Source organism: Megalodesulfovibrio paquesii (genome assembly GCF_054653055.1).
The window spans coordinates 53588-80041 of sequence record NZ_BAAIGQ010000004.1 but is presented as its reverse complement, the minus strand read 5'-3'; the positions used below and the strand labels follow the sequence as shown (position 1 = coordinate 80041).

General features: G+C 63.0%; 23 protein-coding genes and 3 pseudogenes. 21 read left to right on the top strand and 5 right to left on the bottom strand.

Features of this window, described 5'->3' with window-relative positions; translation table 11 throughout:
- Window positions 1-209: 209 nt before the first annotated feature.
- The 4 genes and pseudogenes from ACYQ00_RS03070 to ACYQ00_RS03055 all read left to right on the top strand — a co-directional run bounded on the left by ACYQ00_RS03070 (window position 210) and on the right by ACYQ00_RS03055 (window position 2492).
- Complete coding sequence (locus tag ACYQ00_RS03070) at window positions 210-542, top strand: plasmid mobilization protein (protein WP_460030711.1); 333 nt, start codon at window positions 210-212, stop codon at window positions 540-542.
- Window positions 542-1063 (top strand): relaxase/mobilization nuclease domain-containing protein, encoded by a 522-nt coding sequence (locus ACYQ00_RS03065; protein ID WP_460030710.1) that lies wholly within the window; start codon window positions 542-544, stop codon window positions 1061-1063. Before ACYQ00_RS03070 ends, ACYQ00_RS03065 begins: the two co-directional genes overlap by 1 nt.
- Before the next feature lie 111 nt (window positions 1064-1174).
- Window positions 1175-1465: pseudogene (locus ACYQ00_RS03060) on the top strand (integration host factor subunit alpha).
- Window positions 1462-2492 (top strand): annotated as a pseudogene (locus ACYQ00_RS03055) (PDDEXK nuclease domain-containing protein). The pseudogenes ACYQ00_RS03060 and ACYQ00_RS03055 overlap by 4 nt, the downstream one beginning before the upstream one ends.
- A gap of 133 nt (window positions 2493-2625) precedes the next feature.
- Here ACYQ00_RS03055 and ACYQ00_RS03050 read toward each other — a convergent pair.
- The gene (locus ACYQ00_RS03050; protein WP_460030709.1) at window positions 2626-2928 is read right to left on the bottom strand and encodes a hypothetical protein; all 303 of its coding nucleotides are present in this window, start codon (window positions 2926-2928) and stop codon (window positions 2626-2628) included.
- A gap of 32 nt (window positions 2929-2960) precedes the next feature.
- Between ACYQ00_RS03050 and ACYQ00_RS03045 the strand changes: the two genes are divergently transcribed.
- From ACYQ00_RS03045 to ACYQ00_RS03035, 3 genes are read left to right on the top strand one after another with little or no spacing between them, the layout of a single operon-like run.
- The gene (locus ACYQ00_RS03045; protein ID WP_460030708.1) at window positions 2961-3251 is read left to right on the top strand and encodes a nucleotidyltransferase family protein; all 291 of its coding nucleotides are present in this window, start codon (window positions 2961-2963) and stop codon (window positions 3249-3251) included.
- Window positions 3244-3399, top strand: coding sequence for a hypothetical protein (locus ACYQ00_RS03040; RefSeq protein ID WP_460030707.1), 156 nt, complete (start codon window positions 3244-3246; stop codon window positions 3397-3399). Before ACYQ00_RS03045 ends, ACYQ00_RS03040 begins: the two co-directional genes overlap by 8 nt.
- A 17-nt stretch (window positions 3400-3416) precedes the next feature.
- Complete coding sequence (locus ACYQ00_RS03035; RefSeq protein ID WP_460030706.1) at window positions 3417-3578, top strand: bacterioferritin-associated ferredoxin; 162 nt, start codon at window positions 3417-3419, stop codon at window positions 3576-3578.
- 57 nt (window positions 3579-3635) lie between these two features.
- On the opposite strand, the gene ACYQ00_RS03030 is transcribed toward ACYQ00_RS03035, so the two are convergent.
- The 3 genes from ACYQ00_RS03030 to ACYQ00_RS03020 all read right to left on the bottom strand — a co-directional run bounded on the left by ACYQ00_RS03030 (window position 3636) and on the right by ACYQ00_RS03020 (window position 7877).
- Window positions 3636-4883: an MFS transporter gene (locus ACYQ00_RS03030; RefSeq protein ID WP_460030705.1), complete on the bottom strand. Its 1248-nt coding sequence runs from the start codon at window positions 4881-4883 to the stop codon at window positions 3636-3638.
- 178 nt (window positions 4884-5061) lie between these two features.
- Window positions 5062-6327, bottom strand: coding sequence for a phosphopyruvate hydratase (gene eno / locus ACYQ00_RS03025; RefSeq protein WP_460030704.1), 1266 nt, complete (start codon window positions 6325-6327; stop codon window positions 5062-5064).
- The gene (locus ACYQ00_RS03020) at window positions 6324-7877 is read right to left on the bottom strand and encodes an ATP-binding protein (RefSeq protein WP_460030703.1); all 1554 of its coding nucleotides are present in this window, start codon (window positions 7875-7877) and stop codon (window positions 6324-6326) included. The genes eno and ACYQ00_RS03020 overlap by 4 nt, the downstream gene beginning before the upstream one ends.
- Before the next feature lie 217 nt (window positions 7878-8094).
- Between ACYQ00_RS03020 and ACYQ00_RS03015 the strand changes: the two genes are divergently transcribed.
- From ACYQ00_RS03015 to ACYQ00_RS02960, 12 genes are all read left to right on the top strand, one after another.
- Window positions 8095-10080 carry a DUF190 domain-containing protein gene (locus tag ACYQ00_RS03015; protein WP_460030702.1) on the top strand — a complete coding sequence of 662 codons (1986 nt, stop codon included), beginning with the start codon at window positions 8095-8097 and terminating at the stop codon, window positions 10078-10080.
- Between the two features lie 323 nt (window positions 10081-10403).
- Window positions 10404-11783: a magnesium transporter gene (gene mgtE / locus ACYQ00_RS03010; protein ID WP_460030701.1), complete on the top strand. Its 1380-nt coding sequence runs from the start codon at window positions 10404-10406 to the stop codon at window positions 11781-11783.
- An 80-nt stretch (window positions 11784-11863) separates the two neighbouring features.
- Window positions 11864-12448: a manganese efflux pump MntP gene (locus ACYQ00_RS03005; protein ID WP_460030700.1), complete on the top strand. Its 585-nt coding sequence runs from the start codon at window positions 11864-11866 to the stop codon at window positions 12446-12448.
- Window positions 12449-13080: 632 nt separating this feature from the next.
- A complete protein-coding gene (gene fdnG / locus ACYQ00_RS03000; protein ID WP_460030699.1) occupies window positions 13081-16134 on the top strand; it encodes a formate dehydrogenase-N subunit alpha in 3054 nt (1017 codons plus the stop codon).
- Window positions 16135-16146: 12 nt separating this feature from the next.
- Window positions 16147-16881: a 4Fe-4S dicluster domain-containing protein gene (locus ACYQ00_RS02995; protein WP_460030698.1), complete on the top strand. Its 735-nt coding sequence runs from the start codon at window positions 16147-16149 to the stop codon at window positions 16879-16881.
- 201 nt (window positions 16882-17082) lie between these two features.
- Entirely contained in the window at window positions 17083-17388 is a 306-nt protein-coding gene (locus ACYQ00_RS02990) for an ArsR/SmtB family transcription factor (RefSeq protein ID WP_460030697.1), read from the top strand.
- Between the two features lie 68 nt (window positions 17389-17456).
- Window positions 17457-18431, top strand: a complete 975-nt coding sequence (locus ACYQ00_RS02985) for an ABC transporter ATP-binding protein (protein WP_460030696.1) — start codon at window positions 17457-17459, stop codon at window positions 18429-18431.
- Window positions 18428-19165, top strand: a complete 738-nt coding sequence (locus ACYQ00_RS02980) for an ABC transporter permease (protein WP_460030695.1) — start codon at window positions 18428-18430, stop codon at window positions 19163-19165. Before ACYQ00_RS02985 ends, ACYQ00_RS02980 begins: the two co-directional genes overlap by 4 nt.
- Window positions 19166-19375: 210 nt before the next feature.
- Window positions 19376-20086 (top strand): ABC transporter ATP-binding protein, encoded by a 711-nt coding sequence (locus ACYQ00_RS02975; RefSeq protein WP_460030694.1) that lies wholly within the window; start codon window positions 19376-19378, stop codon window positions 20084-20086.
- The gene (locus tag ACYQ00_RS02970; protein WP_460030693.1) at window positions 20079-21332 is read left to right on the top strand and encodes an ABC transporter permease; all 1254 of its coding nucleotides are present in this window, start codon (window positions 20079-20081) and stop codon (window positions 21330-21332) included. The genes ACYQ00_RS02975 and ACYQ00_RS02970 overlap by 8 nt, the downstream gene beginning before the upstream one ends.
- Window positions 21333-21351: 19 nt before the next feature.
- Entirely contained in the window at window positions 21352-22095 is a 744-nt protein-coding gene (locus tag ACYQ00_RS02965) for an outer membrane lipoprotein-sorting protein (RefSeq protein ID WP_460030692.1), read from the top strand.
- A gap of 18 nt (window positions 22096-22113) precedes the next feature.
- A complete protein-coding gene (locus tag ACYQ00_RS02960) occupies window positions 22114-23553 on the top strand; it encodes a hypothetical protein (RefSeq protein ID WP_460030691.1) in 1440 nt (479 codons plus the stop codon).
- A gap of 153 nt (window positions 23554-23706) precedes the next feature.
- On the opposite strand, the pseudogene ACYQ00_RS02955 reads toward ACYQ00_RS02960, so the two are convergent.
- Window positions 23707-24472: pseudogene (locus ACYQ00_RS02955) on the bottom strand (IS6 family transposase).
- A gap of 202 nt (window positions 24473-24674) precedes the next feature.
- Between ACYQ00_RS02955 and ACYQ00_RS02950 the strand changes: the two are divergent.
- Window positions 24675-25523, top strand: a complete 849-nt coding sequence (locus ACYQ00_RS02950) for a type IV toxin-antitoxin system AbiEi family antitoxin domain-containing protein (RefSeq protein ID WP_460030690.1) — start codon at window positions 24675-24677, stop codon at window positions 25521-25523.
- Window positions 25523-26449, top strand: a complete 927-nt coding sequence (locus ACYQ00_RS02945) for a nucleotidyl transferase AbiEii/AbiGii toxin family protein (RefSeq protein ID WP_460030689.1) — start codon at window positions 25523-25525, stop codon at window positions 26447-26449. Before ACYQ00_RS02950 ends, ACYQ00_RS02945 begins: the two co-directional genes overlap by 1 nt.
- Window positions 26450-26454: the final 5 nt, after the last annotated feature.

Below are 26454 nucleotides of genomic sequence, written 5' to 3'. Positions count from 1 at the left end.
TATGCTGAAGCAAGATAGATCATAACAAAAAGTGATCAATTATGCTAAAAGCGCATGGAAAAATTCAATACGATTGCGTATGGTGCAGCAACGTCGAAAGGCAGGACAGGTGAAGTAGGCCCACCTTTGGGGTGGTCTCCTTCACGATGCGAACTGGCTTATTCGCCCTTCGGGCTCAACGCGGAAACACGCCAGCAAGGAACGAGTGGATGCCCTCGAAGAAGCCGGCCATGAAGGTCTATCTCAGCTCCGAGGAGTACCGGCAGGTCATCGACCAGGCCGAGCGCCATGGCCTGACCGTCTCGGCCTTTGCCCGCCGGGTCTGCCTGGGTCAGCCGCTGCCGGCCCGGGATCATCAGCAGGTCGTGCGGGAGCTGTCGCGGATCAATGCCGATCTCGGCCGGCTGGGCGGGCTGTTCAAGCTGTGGCTGGGCAACGAGAACCGACCGGCGCCTGAGCTGACGTCCCAGGTCCGCCGCCTGCTGCGGGAAATCGAAGCCCGGCAGCGCGAACTCCGCGCTGCCGTGGGCAGGATCGCCTGATGATCAGCCGTCGCATCCAGTGCAAGCCGGGCAATGACAATTACCGCCGCCTTGCTAATTACATCGCCGGTGCCGGCCCGCATCCGGAGCAGGACAAGGTCCTGTTCTGCTGGACCGAAGGCTGCTGGGCCGGCGACGATTACGAGTGGGGCATTCACGAGATCGTGGCCACCCAGGACATGAACCTGCGGTCGCAGAAGGAGAAAACCTACCACCTCATCGTCAGCTTCCGCCCGGAAGACAACGACAAGCTGACGCCGGAGATCTTCAAGGAAATCGAGCAGACCTTCGCCGCCGCCCTGGGCTGGAGTCATTGCGCCATGCCGCCCAGGCCGAGGTCGCAGCCATCGCGGACTACTGGCGCAAGACCCGCCAGGATATCGCCCAGATGCCCGTCTCCCGCCGCGACCGCACGGCCTTGCTGCATCGGGCGAGGCAGAACGAGCGCGAGGTCAAACAGCGCTTCTACGAGCGGACGAGCATGCAACGTGATCAGTTCCGGAAAGAGAAGCCCTTCTTGACCTGGGCGGCGTTCCGGGAGATGGCTCAAGGGCAATGTTGGAAAAAGGCCCAGAGCCAGGCTAAGGAGCAGGGGCAGGGCGTCGAGCGCTGATCTGCCAAGGAGCAAGTTTATGAGCGACAAGACGTTGACCAAGGCCGACATCGTCGACGCCATCTACGAGAAGACCAACCGTCCGCGGTCCGAGGTCAAGACCATTGTTGATTCCATGATCGAGCTCATGAAACGCGCCATCCAGTAGGACCACGTCCTGCTCATCAGCGGCTTCGGGAAGTTCGAGGCCTACGCCAAGGAGGCCCGCCCCGGGCGCAATCCCCAGACCGGCGAGACAATCACGTTACTCCCACGCCATGCAGTTGTTTTCAGGCTGTCGAAGAAATTTCGGGGGGAGCTGAATCCGTGAGCGAGCCCCTCCCCCTCCAGCTTTCCAACGAGTACGCCCCGCTGCTGGCGGAGGTGAAGTCCCGCGTCCGCGCCGCGCAGCTTACGGCTCTTCGGGCGGTCAATACAGCGCTGGTCAGCCTGTACTGGGAAATCGGCCGGGTGATTGTGGAGCGGCAGCATGCGGCAGGGTGGGGTAAGGCCGTGGTGGAGCAACTGGCCGCGGACCTGCAGGCCGAGTTCCCCGGTGTGAGCGGTTTTTCCGCCTCCAATCTCTGGCGGATGAAGGCGTTGTTCGAAGCCTACGCCGGCCTGGAAAAACTCGCGCCACTGGTGCGAGAAATCGGCTGGAGCCATAACCTGGTCATTCTCGAACGCTGCAAGGACTCGCTGGAACGGGAGTTCTACCTCCGCATGACCCGGAAGTTTGGCTGGTCAAAAAACGTTCTCATTCATCAGATCGCCAATCAGAGCTACGAAAAGTCCCTGCTGGGCCAGACCAACTTCGACCAGACGTTGACGGCCCAGTTGTGCGATCAGGCCAGCCTCGCTGTGAAAGACGAGTACATGTTCGACTTTCTGGAGCTTGGCGAAGCGCACAGCGAACGCGAATTGGAGAAGGCCTTGATCGCCCGCATCGAGGAATTTTTGCAGGCCATGGGCGGCATGTTCGCCTTTCTGGGGAGCCAGTTCCGCCTGGAGGTAGATGGCAGGGGGTAGTTTATCGACCTGCTGCTTTTTCACCGGCGGCTGCGCTGTCTGGTGGCGATCGAACTCAAGATCGGCGAGTTCCAGCCGGAATTCGTGGGGAAGATGCAGTTTTATCTGGCCGCATTGGACGACCTGGTCCGCGAGGAGGGTGAAACCCGTCCATCGGCATCATCCTTTGCAAGGAAAAGAGCCGGACCGTGGTGGAGTATGCCCTGCGCGACGCGCGCAAGCCCATTGGTGTGGCCACGTATCGCATACTCAAGCAGCTGCCCGACGACCTCAAGGGCCAGCTGCCCTCCCCCCAGGAAATAGGCCGGCTGCTCGAGGGGATCGAATGAACCTGCTCAGGCTGCCTGCACTCTGGTGACGGGAATGTGGGCCTCCCTCTTTTCTGGAGCGCCCCTGGGGCGTCTCCCCTTGGGGTATCGGGGAGTGGCCCTGCATCTTCCTGGCCCCGTCGCATGAGTCGGATCACAGTATCAGCCTTCTGCCCGTCACCCAACAGACCATGAGCATGCCGTTGAGGGTCGCCATGCCGGCCAGGAGGAGGCCGCCAAACGCCGCGTGCCGGGCGCATAGCCAGCCGAGCACGCCGTAAAAGGGGAGGATGACCACCGTAAAGCGCGGCAGGGACCAGAGCGGATGCCGCAGTGAACCGGAGAACAATGGTAATAACAGCAACGGAAGCGCCAGGCAGAATTCTTCCCACCGGCGCAGCCAGGCCAATGCCAGCAACAGCCCCAGTGCGCTCAGCAGGTACGGGAGTGCTCTCACACAGAATATGCACTGCCCTTGGAGGTTGCACATTGAATAAACAACGAGCTCTTGACCTGCTGCGCCGCTGCAAGCCGGATCTGCAGGCCCGCTTCGGCGTCACTTGGCTGGCCTTGTTCGGCTCCACCGCCCGCGATACGGCGACCAGCGGCAGCGATGTGGATGTGCTGGTCGCCTTTGACGGCCCGGCCACCTCCACGCGCTATTTCGGCGTGCAGTTTTACCTGGAGGACCTGTTTGGCTGTCCGGTCGATCTGGTCACAGAAAAGGCTCTGCGGCCGGAGCTTCGCCCCTATATAGAACAGGAACAGGCCCATGTCTGATGCCAGCCAGCGCGAATGGCGCTTCTACCTGGATGACATGATCGGCCTCGCTAAATTGACCTTTCTGCGAATGACGTCGCGCCTGGCAATTTTGTACCGGCGGACGATGTCCATCACCTCGTTTTTGCAGAGCTTCAATCATTATTAAGCCATGCCGGAGGGTGCATGCACACGAACGCATTGATCTGTCACTGCTTCGGCTACCGCCGGCAGGACATTGAAGAGGATCTGCAACAGTACGGCCGGTCCACCATTATGGAGCGGATTGTGGCCGAGAAGCGCCGTGGCGGTTGCCGCTGCGCCGAGACCAATCCCAGGGGGCGCTGATGCCTGCCCGAGGTCAGCCAGGTGGTTGACGCCATGCGATTGCATCTCGCCTTGCGGTCATTGCCCGTCCAGCCTATCCAGCCCGTCCAAACGGTACAGCCGCCAGATGCCCCAGGCCATGAGCAGGGCGGCGAGGCCGAAGCCCAGGACCGGTGAAAGCGCCGTCCAGATCAGGCCCACCACGCTGCTGGAGACGAACTTGGCCACGCCGTTCACCGTGCCCAGGGCTCCATAGCTCGTGGCCAGGGTCTCGGGATCGACCATTTCGGCGGTGACCGTTGATTCCAGCGCCTCCTGCACGGCGACGTACAGGCCGGCGATGCAGAACAGCAGCCCAAGCAGCGAGAGGCTGTGGAGGTTGAACAGGAAGGCCGCTGCGGCCAGGGCCGCCGTGATCGCGCCGAGGACGTAGCCGGCCAGCAGCACGGGCAGGTGCCCCAGGCGATCCGCCGCCAGCCCCACGGGGTACGAGGCCGCCACCTGGACGACATTGCGCCAGACGTAGAGCAGCCCCGCCGTCTGGGCGGCCTGCACCACGCCCACGGACGGCGTGAGCAGCGCCGTGGCCGCCAGGATCAGCAGGCTGTGCGAGAAGTCGCCCATGCCAAAAATGCCCACCGCCCCGAGGTAGCGCTTGAACCGCACGGGCAGGCAGCGCAGGCAGTCCATGAATCGCAGGCCCGGATTGGGGGAATGCCCGGGATCCTTGACCAGTAACAGAAACGCCAGCACGGCGAGGGCTCCCGGAATCACGGACAGCCAGAGCACCAGGCGGAACGGCCCCGCGGCGTTTTCCCACGTCCAGCCCTGCGCCCAGCCCAGCAGGGCCACGCCCAGGAGCGGCCCGGCCACCGCGCCGATGGTATCCGCCGCGCGATGGAAGCCGAAGGCCCGGCCGCGGGTTTCAGGGGTCACGGCCTGCACCACGATGGCGTCGCGCAGGGGCCCACGCAGGCCTTTGCCGAACCAGGAGACCACTCGCCCCAGCAGCAACAGGGGCCAGCCGGCGGCCATGGCGATGCAGGCCTGACCAACGGGAGTGAGCCCGTAGCCCAGGACCACCAGCAGCTTGCGATGGCCGAGCCTGTCCGCAATGAACCCCGAGGCCATCTTGGTGAAGCTGGCCACGGCGTCGGCAATGCCCTCGACCACCCCCAGCACCACGGCGGGGATGCCCAGCACGGCCAGAAAGCCCGGCAGAATCACCGTGGTGGTCTCGTAGCAGAAGTCTCCCAACGCACTGGTAATCCCCGCGCCCGTGACGGTGCGGTTGAGCCAACAGCCTGATTCTGAAACGGATTCCATTACCATGCTCGCGTTCTTGAAGTGGGTTGCGCCGTGGTTCATCTAACGTTTTCGGCTTGCGCCTCAAACACCCGCTGGGCGCAGGTGTCCAGCAGGGCATCACATGCCATCAGCGGAAAGGAATTTCCCTCCTCTCCACTGACGGCAACATGTCTGGTGAAACCTTGGCCGAATCGACTCAGCGACCGAACAGGGCCGCCCGGCCAAGCTCTTTTTCGATTTCCAGGAATCTGTTGTACTTGCAAAGCCGCTCGCTCCGGCAGACAGAGCCGGACTTGATTTGCCCGCCGTCCATGGCCACGGCGAAATCTGCCAGGAAGGAATCTTCAGTCTCCCCGGACCGATGCGACATGAGGAAGCTCCACCCGGCCTTGCGGCAGAGCTGCACCGCTTCCATGGTTTCGGTGACGGTGCCGATCTGGTTGAGTTTGATCAATACGGCATTGCTGGCTTTTTCCTGGATGCCCCGCTGGATGAAGCGTGTATTGGTCACGTAGATGTCGTCCCCGACAATCTGGATGCGGTCGCCCAGGGCGGCGGTGAGGGCGGCGAAACCGGCCCAGTCATTTTCCTCCAGCCCGTCCTCCAGGAGCACGATGGGGTATTTCTCCACCCAGGCGCGCCACAGGGCGACCATTTCCGCGCTGGTTTTCACGCCCTGGCCGGATTTGCTCAGGTTGTAGGCCCCGTTTTCGGCAAAGGAGGTGGCCGCAGGGTCCAGGGCCAGGGCCACATCCTTTCCGGGCACGTAACCCGCGGCCTCGATGGCTTCCAGGATGATTTCGCAGGCCGCCTCGTTGCTCTCCAGATTCGGGGCAAAACCGCCCTCGTCGCCCACGGAGGTGGTCAGGCCCTTTTTTTTGAGGATTTTTTTCAGGGCGTGAAAGGTCTCGGAACCGTAGCGCAGGGCTTCGGCAAAGCAGGGCGCGCCGATGGGGGCGATCATGAATTCCTGAAAGTCCACGCTGTTGTCAGCATGTTTGCCACCGTTGAGGACGTTCATCATGGGCACGGGCACGCGGACTGCGCCAGTCCCGCCGAGATAGGCGTACAGGGGCCTGCCGGTGGAGGCGGCCGCGGCGCGGGCGCAGGCCATGGACACGCCCAGGATGGCGTTGGCTCCCAGGTTCGACTTGTTGGTGGTGCCGTCCAGCTCCAGCATGATCTGGTCGATTTCCTTCTGGCGGGTCACGTCCTTGCCCGCGAGGGCCGGGGCGATGACCGTTTCGACGTTGGCCACGGCCTTGCGCACGCCCAGGCCGCCATAGCGCTTGGGGTCGCCGTCGCGCAGCTCCACGGCCTCGTTCTCGCCGGTGGAGGCCCCGGAGGGCACGGAGGCCTGGGCCACGGCGCCGTTCTGCAGTTCCACGAACACCCGGACCGTGGGATTGCCTCTGGAATCCAGTATTTCCATGGCGCGGATGTGTTGGATGGACCGATTCATGGAGTCTCTCCTTTTGTTTCGAGATCCGCTTGCAATGATTCGCGGGTTTGAACCTTGCGCAAGGCCGTTTCAAAATCCTCGACAGTGACTTGCAGGGTCTGCAATGCGTCTTCAGACAGGGCGGTTTTCTCGCGCAGCACCTCTTCCAGGGAAAAAGTACGCCGAAAAGCGGCGTAGCCGGCCTCGCGCACCAGGCAGGCGATGTCTGCGCCAGTCATGGTGGGCATGCCATTTGGGCCTGCCAGGCGACGGGCAATACCCTCCAGTTGCACCTCCGGATGCAGGGGCAGCGGGGCGGCGTGGATGCGCAGGATCTGGAGCCGGCCGGCCTCGTCGGGCGGCGGGATGGCCACGATGCGATCAAACCGGCCAGGCCGCAGCAGGGCGGGGTCCAGGAGATCGGCCCTGTTGGTGGCCGCCAGGACAAAGACCTGCCCCAGCTCGTGCACGCCGTCCATGATGGTCAGCAACTGCGCCGTAAACCGGGCGTCCAGGCGCAGGTTCTCATTGGCGGAACGGGATTGGGCGATGGCGTCGATCTCGTCAAAGAAGACGATGCTTGGCTGCCGTTCCTGCGCCTCGGCAAACAGGGCGCGCAAGCGCTCCTCGGACTCGCCGTGCCATTTGGTGATGAGTTCCGGGCCGCTGACGGGAAGAAAGGCCGCCCCGGACTCATGGGCCAGGGCCCTGGCCAGCAGGGTCTTGCCGCATCCTGGCGGGCCATGCAGCAACACGCCGCGATGATGCGGGATGCCCAGGCGTGTGAGGATCTCGGGATGTCGCAGGGGCAGCTCGATGATTTCCCGGAGTTCCCGCACCACCGCATCCAGACCGCCCACCTCGGCGTAAGTGGTTTTGCGGATGAGGCGCTCCGGCTGCGCAGGGGCTGCGGCATCGCCATGCCTTTCACCCGGGCGCAAGGGGGCCAGGCTGAAGGCGTCCAGGACGCGGGCCGTATGCGGGGCCGGTTCCGCGGCGCGGTAGTCCTGGGCTAGGCGCTCCACGCGTGGCCACTGAAAATGCCGGCACAGATGGAGCAGCCGCGCCGTGGCGACCTCGCGCAACCGCTCGGGCAAGGGGTCGGGCAAGGGGTCGGGCAAGGCCTGGGGAGGCGGGCCGGCTGCCGGTTCTGGCCCCGGCGCGGGTTCCGCAGCGGCCACCGGCGGCACATGGCGCAGATACCGACACCCCCAGTTCCAGCCCACATGGCCGGCTTCGCAGTAGGCGCGTTCGTCCTCGGCCGTGTCGCAGGCAGCGGCGCAGTCCAGGATGGTGAACAGCTGCCTCAGGCCCGACGCGTCCAGGGAAATCGGGCCAAGATGCAGGGACGCGCCGGGCTGCCGGGCCAGCGCGTCCCAGATGTCGAGGAGGACATCACGATAGATGCCGGCCTCGACCAGGGGCAGCAGCACGCGGCACCGCGTCCCCTCCAGGGTGAACCCGGGAAGAAGGCGGGCGTGCCGCAGGGCCTGTGCGGCCGCTGTTTCGTTCGCCTCGACGACAAAGGCCAGCTCTAACAGGGTATCCTCCGGGGATGACATGACGGGCATGATCGGCTCCCCTCTTTTGTTGTTGGGGATATGGAGCATTTCCCTCCATTCGATACGCCTCCTGCTCCCCTGGGGAAAGGGGAAAATGCGGCCCCAGGGCGTCAAGACGCGTTGCCGGCAGGCCCCATGCGGCCTTGTGCCGGCCGGGGATGGGGCGTAGAGTTCCCCCGTTTTGCCGCGCGGCAATCACGTTGGGTTGTGCAGCCAAGGAGGGAACATGCCATTTCGTTGGAATCCACGCGAGCAGGCCCTGCTGGGTCGGTACGCCCTCAAATGGATGGCGCTGGCCATTCCCGTGGGGGCTGCGGCGGGGGCTGCGGTGGCCCTGTTTCTGTGGGTCCTGGACCTGGCCACCAGCGCCCGCTGGGCCACGGACATGGAGGATGGCATTCCCTGGCTGCTGTTTCTGCTGCCCCTGGCCGGCGTGGGCATTTGCGCCATGTACGACCGGATCGGCAAGACGTCGGAAGGCGGCAACAATCTCATCATCGACCAAATCCACGAACCCGGCGGCGGCGTGCCGCGGCGCATGGCCCCGCTGGTGCTGGTGGGGACCGTGGTCACGCACCTGTTCGGCGGCTCGGCCGGCCGCGAGGGCACGGCGGTGCAGATGGGCGGGAGCCTAGCCAGCGGCCTGGGGCGCCTGCTCCACCTGAGCCAGGACGATACGCGCATCATCCTCATGGCCGGCATTGCCGCGGGGTTTGGCGCGGTGTTCGGCACGCCCCTGACCGGGGCCATTTTTGCCGTGGAGGTGCTGGCCATCGGGCTGGTGAACTTCCAGGCCATCATCCCCTGCCTCATTGCCAGCGTGGCCGGTGACTGGACCACCACGGCCCTGGGCATTCACCATACGCACTACTTCATCGGCAACGTGGGACAGGCCGGCATTGCCGCCGGGACGACGCAGCTCAGCTGGCTGATGCTGGGCAAGGTGGCCGTGGCCGCCGTGGCCTTTGGTCTGGGCAGCGTGGTCTTTGCCGAGCTGGCCCACGGGCTGGGGACGATCTTCAAGAAGGTGATTCCCTGGCGTCTGGCCCGGCCGGCGGTGGGGGGCGCGCTGGTCATCGCCCTGGCGTACTGGATCGGCCCGGACTACCTGGGCCTGGGCGTGACGGCGGATCCGAATCATCCCGGGCAGGTGTCCATCCTTTCCACCTTCAAGGAGGGCGGCGCGGAACCGTGGAGCTGGTGGTGGAAGACGCTGTTTACCACCGTGACCCTGAGCAGCGGCTTCAAGGGCGGGGAGGTGACGCCGCTGTTCTTCATCGGCGCGGCCCTGGGCAACACCATGGGCGTGCTGCTGGACGCGCCGGTGGGGCTCTTCGCGGGGCTGGGCTTTGTGGCCCTGTTCGCCGGGGCCACCAACACGCCCCTGGCCTGCATCGTCATGGGCATCGAACTGTTCGGGGGGCAGCCTGGACTGTTGTCTTCGGGATTCGTGGTCTATCTGGCCGTGGCCTGCTTTTTTTCCTATCTGATCAGCGGCCATTCGGGCATCTACCTGTCGCAACGCATCGGCGCGCCAAAGTGCAGCTGGCCGGAGTTGCCGCCTGAAGCGTCCCTGCGCACGGCACGCAGCATGCACCCTTCCATGGGAGCGGGGGCCTCGCGCATGTTTACCATCGTGGGAACGCCGCGCAATCCGCGCCATGCATTGCGCAGACTGTGGCGACGCAGTCGGGTGGCCACGGGCAAGGCCTTTGCCGGGCAGACGACCGCCCAGCGCAAGCAGCGTCGCGGTCTGCCCTCCAGCCGCGAGGAGGCCGCCATCCCCCGGTGTTACAACGTCTCGGGCCGGGAGATCGGCCAGCTGCGCATCTTCCTGACGCCCTCGGACAGGCGCGAGGCGCATCCGTTCAAGCGCCTGTTCTCCAAGCCGCTGTATCAGGAGCTCATCGACGCCGCCAAGGCCGATGGCATCCTCAACGCCGTGGCCCATCACACCCGCTACGGCTACAGCGGCAACGGCCTCATCCAGTCCGACGCCTCGGAGGTGCCCAACGAGCGCCTGAACCTGTGCGTGGAACTCATCGCCCACCGGGACCAGCTGGAACGCTTCTGCCGCATGCACGGGGAATTGTTGCAGGGAAAAGTCATTGTCTACAAACATATGGAGCATTGGGACCTCGGCACGCAGCAGCACCTGCAGGTGCTGGACGCCACGCCCGAGGCGCTGCAGGATTCCGACGAGAAGGCGTGAGATTTTTTGCGAATGGCCTCGCCCTGGTGGTTGCAGGCCAGGACAAAGAGGCATAGGGGAGCAGGCGTTTCGTGCGACGAACCGAGAGTTTGCACGAACACGGCATACCATCAACCAAGGAGACGTTGTGGGCAGTTGCGACGGCAGTAGTCGACCCCGATTGTGTCGGGGATTTTGCATCTCTACTCCACAAGCCTGGGCTGGCCTGTTCGTGGTCGACCGGCGGGTTGTCGTGACGAGCGTCCGCATGCGTTGATGCGTGCCGGCGTCGTTCGCTTCCGGCCTGTCGGCGTTGCCGCAGGCCCCCATGGGAGGCGAACGACATGAAAGAATCCATCCTCATTTCCAACATTCAAGATCTGATCGCCCGCAATGACGTTGAAGCATTGCGGGGAGTCTGCCGCGCCGAACATCCCGGCGCAGTGGCTGAGTGCCTTGCTGCATTGTCCCCCGCGGAGATTTGGCAGGTCATCCGGCACGCCCCCCCAGCCTTGCAGGCGGAAATCGCCAGCCACCTGCCCGAGGAGGTCCAGGCCGCCTTCATCATGAGCCTGACCCGGCAGGACACCGCCACCCTGCTCACAGCCATGTCCCCCGACGACCGGGCCGCCCTGTTCCGCAACCTGACGGAAGAACAGCGCCAGGCCGTCTTCCCTGCGCTGGCCCTGGCTGAACGGGAAGACATCCGCCGCCTGACCGCCTACCCCAAGGGCAGCGCCGGCGCGGTGATGACCTCGGACTACGTGGCCTTGCGCGCCAACATGACCGCCGGCCAGGCCCTGGCCCAGCTTCGTCTGGAGGCTCCCAAAAAGGAAATCATCTACTATGCCTACGTACTGGACGACGCGCGTCGGCTCATTGGGTTCGTCTCCCTCAAAGATTTGATCCTGGCCCGGCCGGAAGCCTCCATTGAGCAGTTCATGCACCGTGAGGTGCTCTTTGCTCGTGTGGAGGATGACCAGGAGGCCGCAGCCCGCATCATCCAGAAATACGACCTCATCGCCCTGCCCGTAGTCAACGGCGGCGACGCCCTGGTGGGCATCATCACCCACGACGATGCCCTGGACGTCATCACCCAGGAGCATCAGGAAGATGTGGAAAAACTGATGGCCATTCGCGGCTCGCACCAGGCCGGGGCCTACCTGAAGACTTCTTCCTGGGTGCATTTCAAAAACCGGGCAACCTGGATTGTGGGCCTGGCGGCGCTGGGGCTTGTCTCGGGCATGATCATCCACAGTTTTGAAGATTCCCTCATGCAGCTGCTCATTCTGGCCCTGTACATGCCCATGGTGGCAGATACAGGCGGCAACACCGGCAGCCAGTCCGCCACGGTGGTGGTCCGGGCCTTGGCCTTGGGTGAAATTACCCCGCGGGACGCCTGGCGGGTGCTCTTCAAGGAATTGCAGATTTCCGTGCTGCTGGCCCTGATTCTGGGGCTGTTGTCCTGGGGCAAGGTGCTGTTTTTGTCCCAAGGCACGGAACTGCCGCCGGGCTATGCCCTGGGAACCGTTGGCGCAGCCATCGCCATCGCCCTGGCTTTGCAGGTGGTCACGGCCACCCTCATTGGCGCCGTGTTGCCGTTGGGTGCGTCCAAACTGAAGATGGACCCCGCCGTGGTGGCCAGCCCGGCCCTGACCACCGTTGTCGACATCACCGGCCTGCTGCTGTACTTCACCACGGCCAAGCTGCTGCTTGGCATTTGACGGCAATCTGCACATGGCGCGTCCCGGCGACACGATTACCGGGGCGCGCCATATCGGCTCCGAGCAGAAAGGAGAACCTTTTGGAATTCCTCGCTATTGTTTCCATCGCTTTGGCGTTGGCCATGGATGCCTTTGCCGTGGCCCTGGCCACGGGCGCATGCCTTGACCGGCCTTCCCTGGCCCAGACCGCGCGCATGGCGGTCGCTTTCGGGGTGTTCCAGGCCCTCATGCCGGTCCTGGGCTGGCTGCTGGGCTTGTCGTTCAAGGAATATATCGAGGCGTTTGACCACTGGGTGGCATTCGCCATGCTGGCCTTTGTGGGCGGCAAGATGATCTATGAATGCTTCTTTGGCGGGGACGAGGAAGGCGCGTGCGATCCCAAAGACCCCACCCGGGGCATGCAATTGCTGCTGCTGGCCATTGCCACGAGCCTGGACGCCATGGCCGTGGGCCTTTCCTTTTCATTGCTGGGCGAGCCTATCGCCTTCCCTGCCGTGGTCATTGGCCTTGTCTGCCTGGCGTTGACGGCGTTCGGCGTGCATCTGGGGCATTCCTTCAAGCGCTTCCAACTGGTTGGAAACTATGCCGAGCTGGCCGGCGGACTGGTGCTCATCGGCATAGGGATCAAGATCCTGCAGGATCATGGGGCCATTTCTTTGTTGTAATAACGCGATGCGCCCGTGCAGCCCTGGGATGGTGCCAAACCTTGCGACAGGGGGCGCATCTTCCGGCCCGCTTTTCTCCGCGCCAGCCCCGCTGCAGTTCCGTGATCAATTTATGCTTTATTCAGCATAGTTGCAGTCTGGCGCAGGATGCATTCCGTTCCTCTATGTAATCCATTTGTTTTCTCGATCAACGATCCCGCGGGCCGCACCGTGGCCACGCGGCGGGATTGATCTCTCCCAGTGCCACACCATGTTGGAGCGTCCCGCTGTTGCCTTGCCATTTCTTCGCCATCGGGCATGAGATGTTATTCAAAACACATCAAAGGGAGGGAATCGCATGACCAAGCGCACCTGACGCCCCATCCGCCGTTTGACGCCGATGCTTTGATCGGAGTCGTTGCATGCCGTGTATCGGCATGACGCTTTGCGTGCTGCACCTCAGTGGTTCACGCTCCGCCACCACCGGGAGCCTGGGCAGTGCGCGTCCGGGATGGCAGTTGCGCGCCGCGTGGTACCGGTCGGGACACACATCACCCTCCGACCGCCGCGACGCTGACTGAGGCCGGCGCGTGCGCCGGGCGTTTCCCTGGCAGCTGCGGGCGTGGGCCTGCATCTGGACCAAGGAGACGCGGATGACCATCCTCAGACGAGACTTCCTGCGCCTTGCCGCCGCCACGGGCGCGGTGAGCGCATTCGGCGGACTCGGCTTCGACCTGAAGCCGGTCATGGCCCAGGGCCAGAAAATCGCCCTCAAGACTGCCGACCGCAAGCAGAGCACGTCCGTGTGCTGCTACTGTTCCGTGGGCTGCGGACTCATCGTGTCCACGGACGAAAAGACCGGTCGCGCCGTGAACATCGAAGGCGATCCCGACCACCCCATCAATGAAGGCGCCCTGTGCGCCAAGGGCGCGAGCCTCTTCCAGCTGGCGGAAAACGACCGCCGCATGCAAAAGGTACTCTACCGCGCCCCCAACAGCGACCAGTGGCAGGAAAAATCCTGGGACTGGGCCATCACGGAAATCGCCAAGCGCGTCAAGGCCGTGCGGGATGCCTCCTTCAAGGAGAAGAACGCCAAGGGCCAGGTGGTCAACCGCTGCGAGGGCCTGGCTTCCGTGGGGTCCGCCGCCCTGGACAACGAGGAATGCTGGGTCTACCAGGCCTTCCTGCGCAGCCTGGGCCTGACCTTCATTGAGCATCAGGCCCGCATCTGCCACAGCTCCACGGTGCCGGCCCTGGCCGAGTCCTTCGGCCGCGGGGCCATGACCAACCATTACATTGACATCAAGAACAGCGACTGCGTGCTGATCATGGGCGGCAACTCCGCCGAGACGCATCCCGTGTGCTTCAAGTGGGTCACCAGGGCCATGGACAACGGGGCCTCCCTTATCCATGTGGACCCCCGCTTCACCCGTACCTCTACCAAGGCGGACATCTACGCCCCCCTGCGCTCAGGCACGGACATCGCCTTCCTGGGTGGCATGATCAAGTATATCCTGGAAAACAAACTGCATTTCCAGGAATACGTGCTTGAATACACCAACGCTTCATTTGTGGTGGCCAAGGACTTTGACTTCAAGGACGGCCTGTTCTCCGGCTTTGACGAGGCCGCCCGCAAGTATGACAAGTCCAAGTGGGCCTTTGAGCTGGACGAAAACGGCGTGCCCAGGCGGGACATGACGCTGCAGAATCCCCGGTGCGTCTTCCAGCTGCTCAAGAAACATTATGGTCGCTACGACCTGAAGACCGTCTCCGACGTCACCGGCACCCCCGTGGACAAGCTGGAGGCCGTGTACAAGGAGTTCACCAAGACCGGGGCCAGGGAGAAATCCGGCACCATCCTGTACGCCATGGGTTGGACCCAACACACCGTGGGCGTGCAGAACATCCGCACCATGTGCATGATTCAGCTGTTGCTGGGCAACATGGGCGTGGCCGGCGGCGGCGTGAACGCCCTGCGCGGCGAATCCAACGTCCAGGGTTCCACGGACCAGGGGCTGTTGTACCACATTCTGCCCGGCTATCTGCCCACCCCTCGTGCTTCCAACAAGACATGGGATGAGTACAAGGCCCTGATCACCCCCAAGAGCAACGACCCAAAAAGCGTCAACTGGAAGCAACACCAGCCAAAATACATGGCCAGCCTGATCAAGGCCATGTACAAGAACGCCGAGGTGGCCACGGCCTACGACTGGTTGCCCAAGCTGGACGACGGACAGGACGCCTCCTGGCTGGTGCTCTTTGACCAGATGCTCAAGGGCCAGTTCAAGGGCTTCTTCGCCTGGGGCATGAACCCCGCCGCCAGCGGCGCAAACTCCAACAAAACGCGCGAGGCCCTCTCCAAGCTGGACTGGATGGTCAACGTCAACCTCTTCGACAACGAAACCGGCTCCTTCTGGAAGGGTCCGGGCATGGATCCCAAGAAGATCAAGACCGAGGTCTTCTTCCTGCCGGCCGCCGTGTCCGTGGAGAAGGAAGGCTCCATCACCAACTCCGGCCGTTGGATGCAGTGGCGCTACGGCGGTCCCAGGCCCCTGGGCGACTGCAAGCCAGACGGCGACATCATCTATGAACTGTTCCTGAAAATCCGCGAACTGTACAAGAAGGACAAGGGCGCGTTCCCTGCTCCCATCCTGGAAGCCAATGTGGACGACTGGGGCGACGGCCACGCCTTCGATGCCCACAAGGTCGCCCGGCTCATCAACGGCTACTACCTCAAGGACGTCACCGGCAAGGCGGCTGACGGCTCCGAGGTGGTCTACAAGGCCGGCACCCAGGTGGCCTCCTTCGCCAACCTCAAGGACGACGGCTCCACCTGCTCCGGCACCTGGGTCTATTGCGGCTCCTACACCGATTCGGACAAGACCAAGGGCAACAAGGCCGCGCGGCGCTCCAAGGAGCAGACCCCCGAGCAGGCCAAGGTGGGCCTGTTCCCCAACTGGACCTGGGCCTGGCCCCTCAACCGCCGCGTCATCTACAACCGCGCCTCGGTGGACGCCCAGGGCAGGCCCTGGCAGCCGGAAAAGCCTGTGCTGGCCTGGGACGCCGAGAACAAGAAGTGGCTCATTGACGTGGTGGACGGCGGCGGCGACCCTGGCGCCAAGCATCCCTTCATCATGCAGAAGGACGGCCTGGGCGCGCTGTTTGGCCCCGGCCTCAACGACGGTCCCTTCCCCGAGCACTACGAGCCCATGGAATGCCCCGTGGCCTCGCATCCGCTCTCCAAGCGCCTGAACAACCCCGCCGCCCTCATCTTTGCCGGCGAGGAGAAAAAGCGCAGCGTCTGCGACCCGCGCTATCCCGTGATCTGCACGTCCATCCGCGTCACCGAGCACTGGCAAACCGGTCTCATGACCCGCTGGACGCCCTGGCTCCTGGAAGCCGAACCGCAGATCTTCTGCGAAATGAGCCACGAATTCGCCAAACTCCGCGGCATCAACAACGGGGACAAGGTCATTCTGGAAAACCTGCGCGGCAGCCTGTGGGCCATCGCCATCGTTACCAACCGCATCAAACCCATGAAGATCATGGGCACGGAAATGCATCTGGTGGCCATTCCCTGGCATTACGGCTGGGTCTGGCCCAAGGACGGCGGCGAGTCCGCCAACCTGCTGACGCCGTCCGTGGGCGACGCCAACACCGGCATTCCGGAAACCAAGGCCTTCATGGTCAACGTCAAGAAGGCCTAAGGGGAAGAGATCATGCCAAAAGCCCTGTTTATCGATACCAGCAAGTGCACGGCCTGCCGCGGCTGTCAGGTGGCCTGCAAGCAATGGAAGAATCATCCTGTGGAGCCCACGCGCAACCTCGGCTCGCACCAGAACCCGGCGGATCTCTCCGCCGTGACCTACAAGCTCGTGCGCATGACCGAGGCCGAAACCCCTGGCGGGGGCCCGCGCTGGCTCTTCATGCCGGACCAGTGCCGCCACTGCGTCACCCCACCCTGCATGTTCACCGCGGACATGGAGGAAACCGGGGCCATCACTCAGGACGAGGCCACGGGCGCCGTGGTCTTTGATCCGGAAAAGGCCAGCGCCCTCAAGGACTGGAAGGACGTGCGCGAATCCTGCCCCTACGACATCCCCCGCAAGGACGAGAAAAGCGGCAAGTTCGGCAAGTGCGACATGTGTTTCGATCGCATTTCCAACGGCCTCAAGCCGGCCTGCGTACTCTCCTGCCCCACGGGGACCATGAACTTCGGCGAGCGGGAAGAAATGCTGGCCCTGGCCAAAAAACGCCTGGAGGAAGTGAAGAAACGTCGCCCTGAAGCCACCCTGGGCGACCCCGACGACGTAAACGTGATCTTCCTGTACGAATACGATCCCAAAACCTACCACGCCAAGGCCGTGGCCGATGCGGATACCGTCCGACCGGGCCTCTCCCGCCGCGGGCTCTTTGCCAAGGTGGGCACGCCCCTGGGCCGGCTGTTCGGGTAGCTGAAGGTTTGTGACGCCTCAACACGTGCTGCCGGCATGCCGGCAGCACGGCTTGTCTGGTGGTTTTTACAGGAGTGCTCGGGGGAAAACCTTCTGCAAAAGGTTTCCCCTCTCGCAATGTCCTTTTTCATAAGAAAAATGCTGCCGGGAGCGTTCCCAAAAGGCTGGACAACCGCCGGCTGTCTGGCTAAGTATCTGCGCATGGACTTAGAGAGTTATTCGGCAACCGCCGCGGCGGAGCGGCAGGCCCGCATATTTAAGGTGCTGTCCGTGGGGGCGCGGGTGCGCATTATCGCCCTGCTCCGGCAGCGCATGTATTGCGTCAACGCCCTGGCCGGGGCCCTGGGCATCACGCCGGCCGCGGTCTCGCAGCACCTGCGCGTGCTGCGGGATGCCGGCGTGGTGACGCCCACCAAGAGCGGGTTGCACGTGCATTACCGGGTCAACGAGGCCACTCTGCGGCAGTGGGCAGACACGGCGCGCGCGCTGCTGGAGGGCGGGCGCTGATTTTTTTTGGCGGTAATATTTAAGCGTTCGCGCAGGTACTTAATTTCAGACCATTCCGGGAGGCGCGCATGACCGAGGTCATTGTTGTGGAAGGCTTGCACAAACGATTCGGAGACGTCCAGGCCGTGGCGGGGGTCTCCTTTGCCGTCCGGCAGGGCGAGATTTTCGGCTTTCTGGGACCCAACGGCGCCGGCAAGACGACCACCATCAACATGCTTACCGGCCTGGCCCGCCCGGACGCCGGAAGCATCCGTCTGGATGGTGTGGACTGCATCCGCAACCCCCGGGGCGCGCAGGCGCGTATCGGCGTGGCCCCGGACGAAAGCAATCTGTATCCGGAGCTGACCGGATTTGAAAACCTCTGTTTTTGCGGGGCCTTGTACGGCATGCGCAAGATCCGCCGCGAGGCAAGGGCCCGCGAGCTGCTTGCCGCTTTCGGCCTGGAAAAAGCCGCCTGGAGAAAGTTCGGGGGCTATTCCAAGGGGATGAAGCGCAAGCTGACCCTGGCCGCGGCCATCATGCACGAGCCGCGAATCCTGTTTCTGGACGAGCCCTCCACCGGCATCGACGTGGCCAGCGCCCGCCACATCCGCCAGCTTATCGCCACGATGCGCCAGGGGGGCGCCACCATCTTCCTGACCACGCACTACATCGAAGAGGCGGAGCGCCTGTGCGACCGCATCGCCTTCCTTGTGGCCGGGCGCGTGGTGCGCATCGACACCCTGGCCGCCCTGCTGCGGCCGGTGCAGGACCGGCACGTGCTGCGCATCGCCTGCGCCACATTCCCGCCGGAACTCCTGCCGGCGCTGGGTGCGGCCTTTCCGGCCCTTGACTGCACCCTGCAGGATGTCGGGCAGTTGCGGCTGGAGGCGGCCATGCCCATTGCCGTGGCGCCGCTGGTCCGCTTTCTCGAAGAGCACCACATCGAGGTGCTGGAGGCGCGCCGGCAGCTGCCGTCGCTGGAAGAGGTGTTCGTCAGAATTACCGGCCTGGAGGCCAGGGCCCTGGCCGGCGAGCAGGAGCCCAAAGGAGGCAAGGCATGAACCGCTGGATCGCATTCTGGAACATCCTCTGCAAGGACATGCGCACCTACTACATGAAGCCGCCCAACATCAGCTGGGGACTCATTTTCCCGCTGGCCTGGACGGGCATGTTCTTCATCAAGACCGGCCAGAGCCCCAAGGATATCATGACCCTGCTGCCCGGCGTGGTGGCGCTTTCCATTCTGTTCGGCACCACCTCCATGCTGGCGGTGACGGTGACCTTCGAGAAGAAGAACCGCTCCTTCGAGCGCCTGCTGCTGGCGCCGCTGCCCTTCGAGCTGCTGATGCTGGCCAAGACCTCGGGGGCCATCCTCTTCGGCATGGCCAACGCTTTTGTGCCGGTGGTGCTGGCCATGTTTCTGGCGGATGTCTCGCACATTGCCTGGGGCCTGTTCCTCCTGACGGTGCTGCTCATCGCCATGGCCTCCACCTTCATGGGGCTGTTCATCGCCGTGGCCGTGAACGAGGTCTTCGAGGCCCAGACCTTTTCCAACTTCTTCCGCTTTCCCATGGTCTTTCTGTGCGGGCTGTTCTTTCCCCTCGAAAACCTGCCGTTCTACCTCAAGCCCGTCTCGTATCTGCTGCCCCTGACCTATGGTGCGGATGTGCTGCACGGTGCGGTGCATGGCGGAAACACGCTGCCCTATCTGCTGGATGTGCCCATCCTGGCCGGCTTCTGCCTGGCCCTGTTCCTGGCAAGCCTCTGGAACATCCGGCGCAAATGGATTCTCTGAGGCGGAGCCGTAAACAAACTGTACACCGCCAGGGGTGATGCCTATTTTCCATACACCGCATCGCCGGGAGGTGTTTGACAACTGTACACCCACCGTCATGGTCGGAAAGGCGCAGTGGGCCATTTCCCTTGCCTTTGGGGGCAGATTGCCCCGCGGACCGGTTTTTGCTTTGCCTGTTGTCGTCACCCAGGCCATTACAGGAGTGCATGCATGCCTATCATTGCGCTGAAGGCGGTTTCAAAAACATACCGACAGGGACAGGTGGAGTCGCCGGCCCTGCGAGAAGTCACGGTGTCCATAGCCCAGGGCACCCTGGTCACCTTCGTGGGCCCCTCGGGCAGTGGGAAAACCACGCTGCTGAATATCATAGGCTGCATGGACAAGCCCTCCTCGGGCACGGTGCACGTGGCCGGCACGCGGACGGACACCCTGGACAGGGGAGCCGCGGCGGCCTTTCGCGGCAAGCACCTGGGGTTCATCTTCCAGGCCTTCAACCTCATTCCCGTGCTCACCGTGGCCGAGAATGTTGGCTACCCGCTGGAAATGATCTGCAAGACCCCGGGCGCAGAACGCCGCGCCCGGGTGCAACGGGTGCTGGAAGCCGTGGGCATGGCCGAATTCAAGGACAAGCGGCCGGACCAGATCTCCGGGGGGCAGAAGCAGCGCGTGGCCGTGGCGCGGGCGCTGATCACCAATCCCGATGTGGTGCTGGCCGATGAACCGACTGCCAATCTGGATCACCAGACCGCGCACAAAATCATTACCCTGATGCGCCAGATGCGCGACAGCTTCGGCACCACCTTTGTCTTTTCCACGCACGATCCACGCATCGTGGAGTATGCCGACGTGATCCACACGCTGGAAGATGGTCGCCTGACGGGACAGTCCACGCCACATGCAGGAGGCCGCAACCATGCCTAGCATCTTCCGCATCGCCCTGCGCAATCTCACGCGGTACAAGCGCCGAACCCTGCTGACCACCCTGCTCATTGTGCTGGGCGTGTGCATGGTGGTGCTCTTTTCCGGCCTGGCCGGCTCCTTCAAGAACATGATGATCGGCATCATCACGGATTCGACCCTCGGCCATTTGCAGATCCATCGCAAGGGCTACGTCTCCTCCATCGACACCATGCCCTTGAATCTGAATCTGCAGGCGGGTGAATATGAGACGGTGGCGGCCGCACTGGAGCAGACGCCGGGCGTGGAGGCGTTCTCCCCGCGCCTGAAGTTCGGCGCCCTGCTGAGCAACTTTATGGAAAGCACCAATGTGCGCGTGACGGCCATTGACCCTGTACGGGAAGGGATGGTCTGCACGGGCCTGGCCAGCCGCGTGACCACGGGCGCACCCGGGCCAGGGGCGCCGTTGCTCGCGCCGGGACAGGTGCTGGTGCCGTTGCGCATCGCCCAGAGCCTGGGCCTCACGCAGGGGGATTCCATCGTGCTGGTGGCCACCAACCGGGAGGGTTCGGTCAATGGCATGGAGTTTCTCATTGCCGGGCTGGTGGAGGACGTCGCCGGGCCAAGCGGCAAGGATGCCTACATGCACATCGAGGACGCCAGACGGCTGTTGCGCACCAATCCGGGCGAGGTCACGGAAATAGTGGTCCGGGCCGCCTCCTTCGGCAAGCTGGCCGCGGTGACCAAGGGACTTGAGGCCGGACTGGGCGGGATGACCACCCCGCAGGGCAAGCCGCTCTTCGAAGTGCACCCCTGGGCCAAGCTTTCCCCCTTCGCGAACATTGCCAACATGATCGATCTGATGCTCATCATGGTCAAACTGGTCATGATGGCCATCGTGCTCATCAGCGTGCTCAACGTCATGCTCATGTCGGTCTTCGAGCGGGTGCGGGAGATCGGCACCATTGCGGCCATGGGCACCCCGCCCGCGACCATTCTGGGCCTGTTCGTGGCCGAGGGCGTGCTGCTGGGCCTGCTGGGCACCCTGGCGGGACTGGCCCTGGGCGTGGCGGGCCTGCTGGGGATCAAGGCGGCGCACATCCGCTTCTCCTTCTCGCACATGGAGGGGCTGCTCTTGCGTCCGGAAATCAACGGCTCGGAACTGCTGCTCCTGGCGGGCATTGTGCTCGCGGTTTCGGCCCTCGCCGCCCTGCAACCGGCCTGGAAGGCCAGCCGCATGGAACCGGTGGACGCACTGGGCCATGTGTAATCCACTGGAGGCAAGATCTATGATCGTCATTCGAACCGCATCCCTGGCCCTTGCGGTGCTGCTTTGCTGGAGCGCCTCTGCCATCGCCCTGGACCCTGACACGCTGCTGCAGCAGATCGACCGCAAGTTGACCCCGGTCAGCTATGAATCCTACCGCAAAATCATCAACGTCGAGCCGGATGGCAGCAAGCGGGAATACACCCTTTATATGGTCAAGAAAGGGGAAGACATGGTGGCCTCCGTGTTCCTGGAGCCTTCCAGCGACAAGGGACGCGCCACGCTGCGGCTGGGGGACAACATGTGGCTGCACATTCCCAATGTGGGCAAGCCGGTGCGCATCACCAGCCTGCAGTCCGTCACGGGCGGGGTTTTCAACAATGCCGACATCCTCCGGCTGGACTACGCCACGGAATACCGCGCGGAATCTCTGGAGGAACAGGGCGAGGCGTATCTGCTCAAGCTCAAGGCCAGAACCGACGCCGTGGCCTATGACCGGCTGGAGATGCGCGTGGACAAGGCACTCCAGACGCCGCAGGAAGTCAAATGCATCGCGGCCTCGGGGATGCTTATCAAGACATTGTACTTCAAGAATACCAAGGACTTTGGCGAAGGCCTCGTGCGTCCGGCCGTGATCGAAACCGACAGCCCGTTGTACAAGGGCTATCGCTCGATCATGATTTTCGCAAAAGTCCAGGCCCGGGAATTCGCGGACGAGGTCTTCACCTTGAACAACCTGCCGCGGGTCGACCTCCTGAGACGATAACCCCTCCCCGGAGCACGCATGCCCTCCCGCCTTCTCCGCCTGGCCATGTTGTTGTGCCTGCTGGCCCTGCCTGGTGTCCTCGCGCGTCCCTGCCTGGCCCAGGAGGCGCAGCCCTATGACACGGAATTTGAGATTCCTGCGGTGGAGAAAAGCCCCCTTGAGATCTGGGGGCAGGTGGAGTTGCGCATGAGCGGCCGGTCGCTGGACAAGGATTCTGCCGCCTACAAACAGCGGTTTACAAAAGATCCCCAGGAGGACACGGCCGGGGAACTGCTCGTCAGAATCAAGCCGGAATTCTCGCTGCAATTCGAGAAGCTCGGCGCCTACGCCCGACCCAGGCTGGATATGGCCTGGAGTCAGCTGCCGCTCACGGATTCGACCTACGATGACCCCTCCGCCTCCCTGTTCGAGGACAACGACCACTGGGAAGGGACCATCCTGCTCGAAGAAGGGTTTCTGACCTGGCGCCCGACGGAATCGGTGACGGTGGAGGCCGGCAAAAAGGTCCTGAAGTGGGGCAAGGGATACGCCTGGAACCCGGTCAGCTTCGCCAGCCGGCCCAAGGACGTGGAAGATCCGGACCAGAGCCGGGAAGGCTACGTCCTGGCAACGGCCGATCTCATTTTCAGCCGGCCCGGCCCCCTGGCCACCCTGGCCTTCACCCCCGTGGTGCTGCCGGTGGGCGAGCACATCAATGCGGCGCTTTCCGACACGGACGCCCTGCTTTTCGGGGGAAAAATCTATATGCTGCTGTATGATGTGGACGTGGACCTGCTGGCCCTGGCCGGCAATGGCTACGATACCCGGCTTGGCGCGGACTTTGCCGCCAACATCCTGGAGAATCTGGCCATTCATGGCGAGACGTCCCTGCGGATTGGCTATGAGAAAACGCTTGTCAACGCATCCGGAGCCATCCGCACCACCCGGTACAACGCCTGGAGCGCGCTGCTCGGCCTGCGCTACCTGACCTCCTCGGACACGACCTTCATCCTTGAATACTACCACAACGGCGAGGGCTACTCGCCCAGCGAGATGCAGGACTATTTCCACCTCGTGAACCAGGGCGTGTATGAGGCCCTGGCCGCAGACAACGAGGGCACGACGCAGGCCAAAAAATCCGCGACCGCCCAGAGCCAGTCCGCCAGCCGCACCAGCCTGCTGAAGCAGGCCTCGGCCGTGTCGAGCCGCTACAATGGCTCCGGCGCGGGGCAGGAGTACCTCTACGGCCGGGTGTCCCAACTGGAACCCCTGGGCATCCTCTACCTCACGCCCAGCCTGACCGTCATCGCCAACCTGGGCGACGGCAGCTTCACCATCAACCCCGAACTCTCCTACAAGATCACGGAAAACCTGGAGTTCCGCCCCCGGTTATTCATCCCCGTGGGCACGTCGGGAAGCGAATACGGCGAAAAAATGAACGCCCTGCGCGGGGAAGTGCGGCTGACGTACAGTTTCTGATTTGGATGAATCTCCGGGGGCCTGCCATTTCCCAAAGCTATCTGGAACTCGTCGCCTTTGAGAGGCCGTACTCTCGCATCAAGTCCTTGATCAGAGGGCTCTGTTGCAAAAATTTTCTGCAGACTATTCCCCGCTTGTTTTATTGCTTTTTGCTTATGCCGTCACGCTCCCCAGCACGTGGTTGAACCGTTCGGTCATTTCCTCCAGCACCGGCTTCCCCACTCCAAACATCCTCTCCACAAGGCGCACCTCTCCTACGACGCCGTCCTGATACTGCCACGTGGAGGTCTGCTTTTTTTATGGCCCGCATGGCCTCGAAGCCTTTGATCGTCGCGTCTGCCGTTTTCATGCTTTCGAAGCCCAGGGTGGGCTTGATCAGCCGTTTCAGCTTGCCATGATCGGCTTCAACAATGTTATTCAGGCACTTGACCTGCCGATGCAGGGTTTCTGACGCAAGAACGCCTTCCTCCTTGAGCGCCTTGATGGCCGCTGGATAGCAGCCGTTTTTATCGGTGTTGATGCCCTGCGGCATTCCCCAGGGCTTCCTCGCGCGCAGGGATTTTTCCAGAAAACGCTTTGCGGCCGGTGTGTTGCGGGTTGGGGAGAGATAGAAATCGATGATCGCGCCATCTTTTCCGACGGCCCGATAGAGCTAGGCCCACTCGCCCTTCACTTTGACGTTGGTTTCGTCCACCCGCCAACTGCCTGTGTTTTCTTCCTTCAGATGCCACCGCAGCCGCTTGTCGAGAAGGGGCGCATAGGCCTGTACCCAGCGGTAGATGGTGCTGTGGTCAACCCTGACGCCACGTTCGGCCAGCATTTCCTCCAGCTCGCGGTCGCTAATGCCATACTTGCAGTACCATCGTACTGCCCACAGGATGATTTCCCCTTGGAAGTGCCTCCAGTTGAAGTCGTTCATGGGGAGCTCCTGCGTCTTGTATCGTATACTTTCTGATTGAGGTGCGAGAATCACCGAAGCAGGCGCTCAATGGCCACAAGATCAAGTTGCCCGCGGGGGGCCTTCTTCAGTTCGAGAAAACTGAATTATGCATCGTTAAAGTATCCTAGTTTACTATTTTATGAACTAGCGTTCAGTTCGAATTCATGCTAAATACCATAGTATGGCGACGCGAAATGAAGGAAAATTAAACCAGCTTGAACGGCTGCTCCCGGAAGGGCTGCTTGTGGATTCGGCTTGGCTTTCGGCTGCAGGGTATTCCTCCTCTTTGCGGGCCAAGTATGTAGCCGCTGGGTGGCTGGAGCAGCCAGCGCGGCGCGTCTACTGGCGAGGGCGTGGCCGCGTGCGGTGGCAGCAGGTGATCATTTCTCTGCAAGGGCTTCTTGGCCATCGCCTTGTCGTTGGTGGCAGGACCGCGCTGGAGCTGCAGGGCTATGCCCACCATCTTGCCGAGCGTGTGGCGGAAATCCACCTACACGGCCCGGTGAAGCTGCCCTCCTGGCTCATGACGTTGCCCCTTGCGGAGCGATTCGTCACGCACAATAGCCGGACCCTTTTTGCAGCGGACCTCGAGACCGTCACCTTCCCCTCCCTGGCCCAAGATGATCAAAAGCAGTCGCAGGTTTCGCTATCTCTGCAGGATGTTGGGTTGCGGGTGCTGCCATGGGGGCAGTGGGACTGGCCACTCACGGTCTCTGCCCCTGAACGGGCCTTTCTCGAACTTCTCGACGAATTGCCCGACCGCGAAAGCTTTCATCAGGTTGACATGCTGATGGAGGGCCTGAGCGACCTCGCCCCACGCCGTCTGCAGGCCTTGCTTGGCCGTTGCCGAAGCGTGAAAGTCAAGCGGTTGTTCTTTTTTTTCGCGGACCGCCACCAGCATGCCTGGCGCAAGCACCTTGACCGTGGGGCGATCCCCCTGGGTTCGGGCAAGCGCATGCTGGCCAAAGGGGGCGGGCTTGATCCGGTCTATCAAATTACCGTACCACACGAGCTGCTGGAGTCGCGTTGATGCCCTTTGCTGAATCCTATCGCCGCCAGGTCGCATTGCTCCTCCGCACGCTGCCGGCGGTCGTGGAGGAAGACTGTTTCGCGTTGAAGGGTGGTACGGCCATCAATCTTTTCGTGCGCGACCTGCCGCGTCTCTCTGTGGATATCGACCTCACGTACCTGCCCATCCATGACCGGCCGAGCTCCCTCGCCGCCATCGACACGGCCCTGGTGCGCATCGGCGAGGGCATCGCGCGTGCCGTGCCCGGTGCGCATGTGACCCCGTCTCGCTCGCGCGAAGGCAAGGTCACCAAGCTTATTGTGCGACAAGACGCGGTGCAGATCAAAATTGAGGTCACGCCTGTCCTGCGTGGCTGTGTGTATGCGCCGGAACTGCGCCAGGTCTCTCCGGGCGTTGAGGACGCTTTCGGATTTGCCGAGATGCGGGTCGTTTCCTTTGCCGATCTGTACGCCGGCAAGATCGTCGCGGCCCTGGATCGACAGCACCCGAGGGACCTCTTCGACATTCGCGACCTGCTATCGAATGAAGGCATTTCGGAAGCACTCCGGCGGGCATTCCTCATCTACCTCATCAGTCATGATCGGCCCATGGCTGAAGTGCTGGCGGCCCGCCCCAAGGATCTGACTACGGAATTCAGCCGTGGTTTCGTTGGCATGACTCGAGAACCCGTGGCCCTGGAAGCGCTCCTGGCCACGCGGGAATCGCTCCTAAGCGAGATCCTCGGGGCCATGCCCGACGCGCACCGGGCATTCCTGCTGGCGTTTGAACGCGGCGAGCCCGTCTGGTCAGCATTGGGTCTCGAGGCCGCCGCAGCCCTGCCCGCGGTGCAATGGCGTCAGCAAAACCTTTCCCGCATCAGCCAGGCAAAGCGGTCGGCGTTGGTGCACCAGCTTGAGCAGGTCCTTAGGAACTCCTCCCCTTTCTAAGTGCC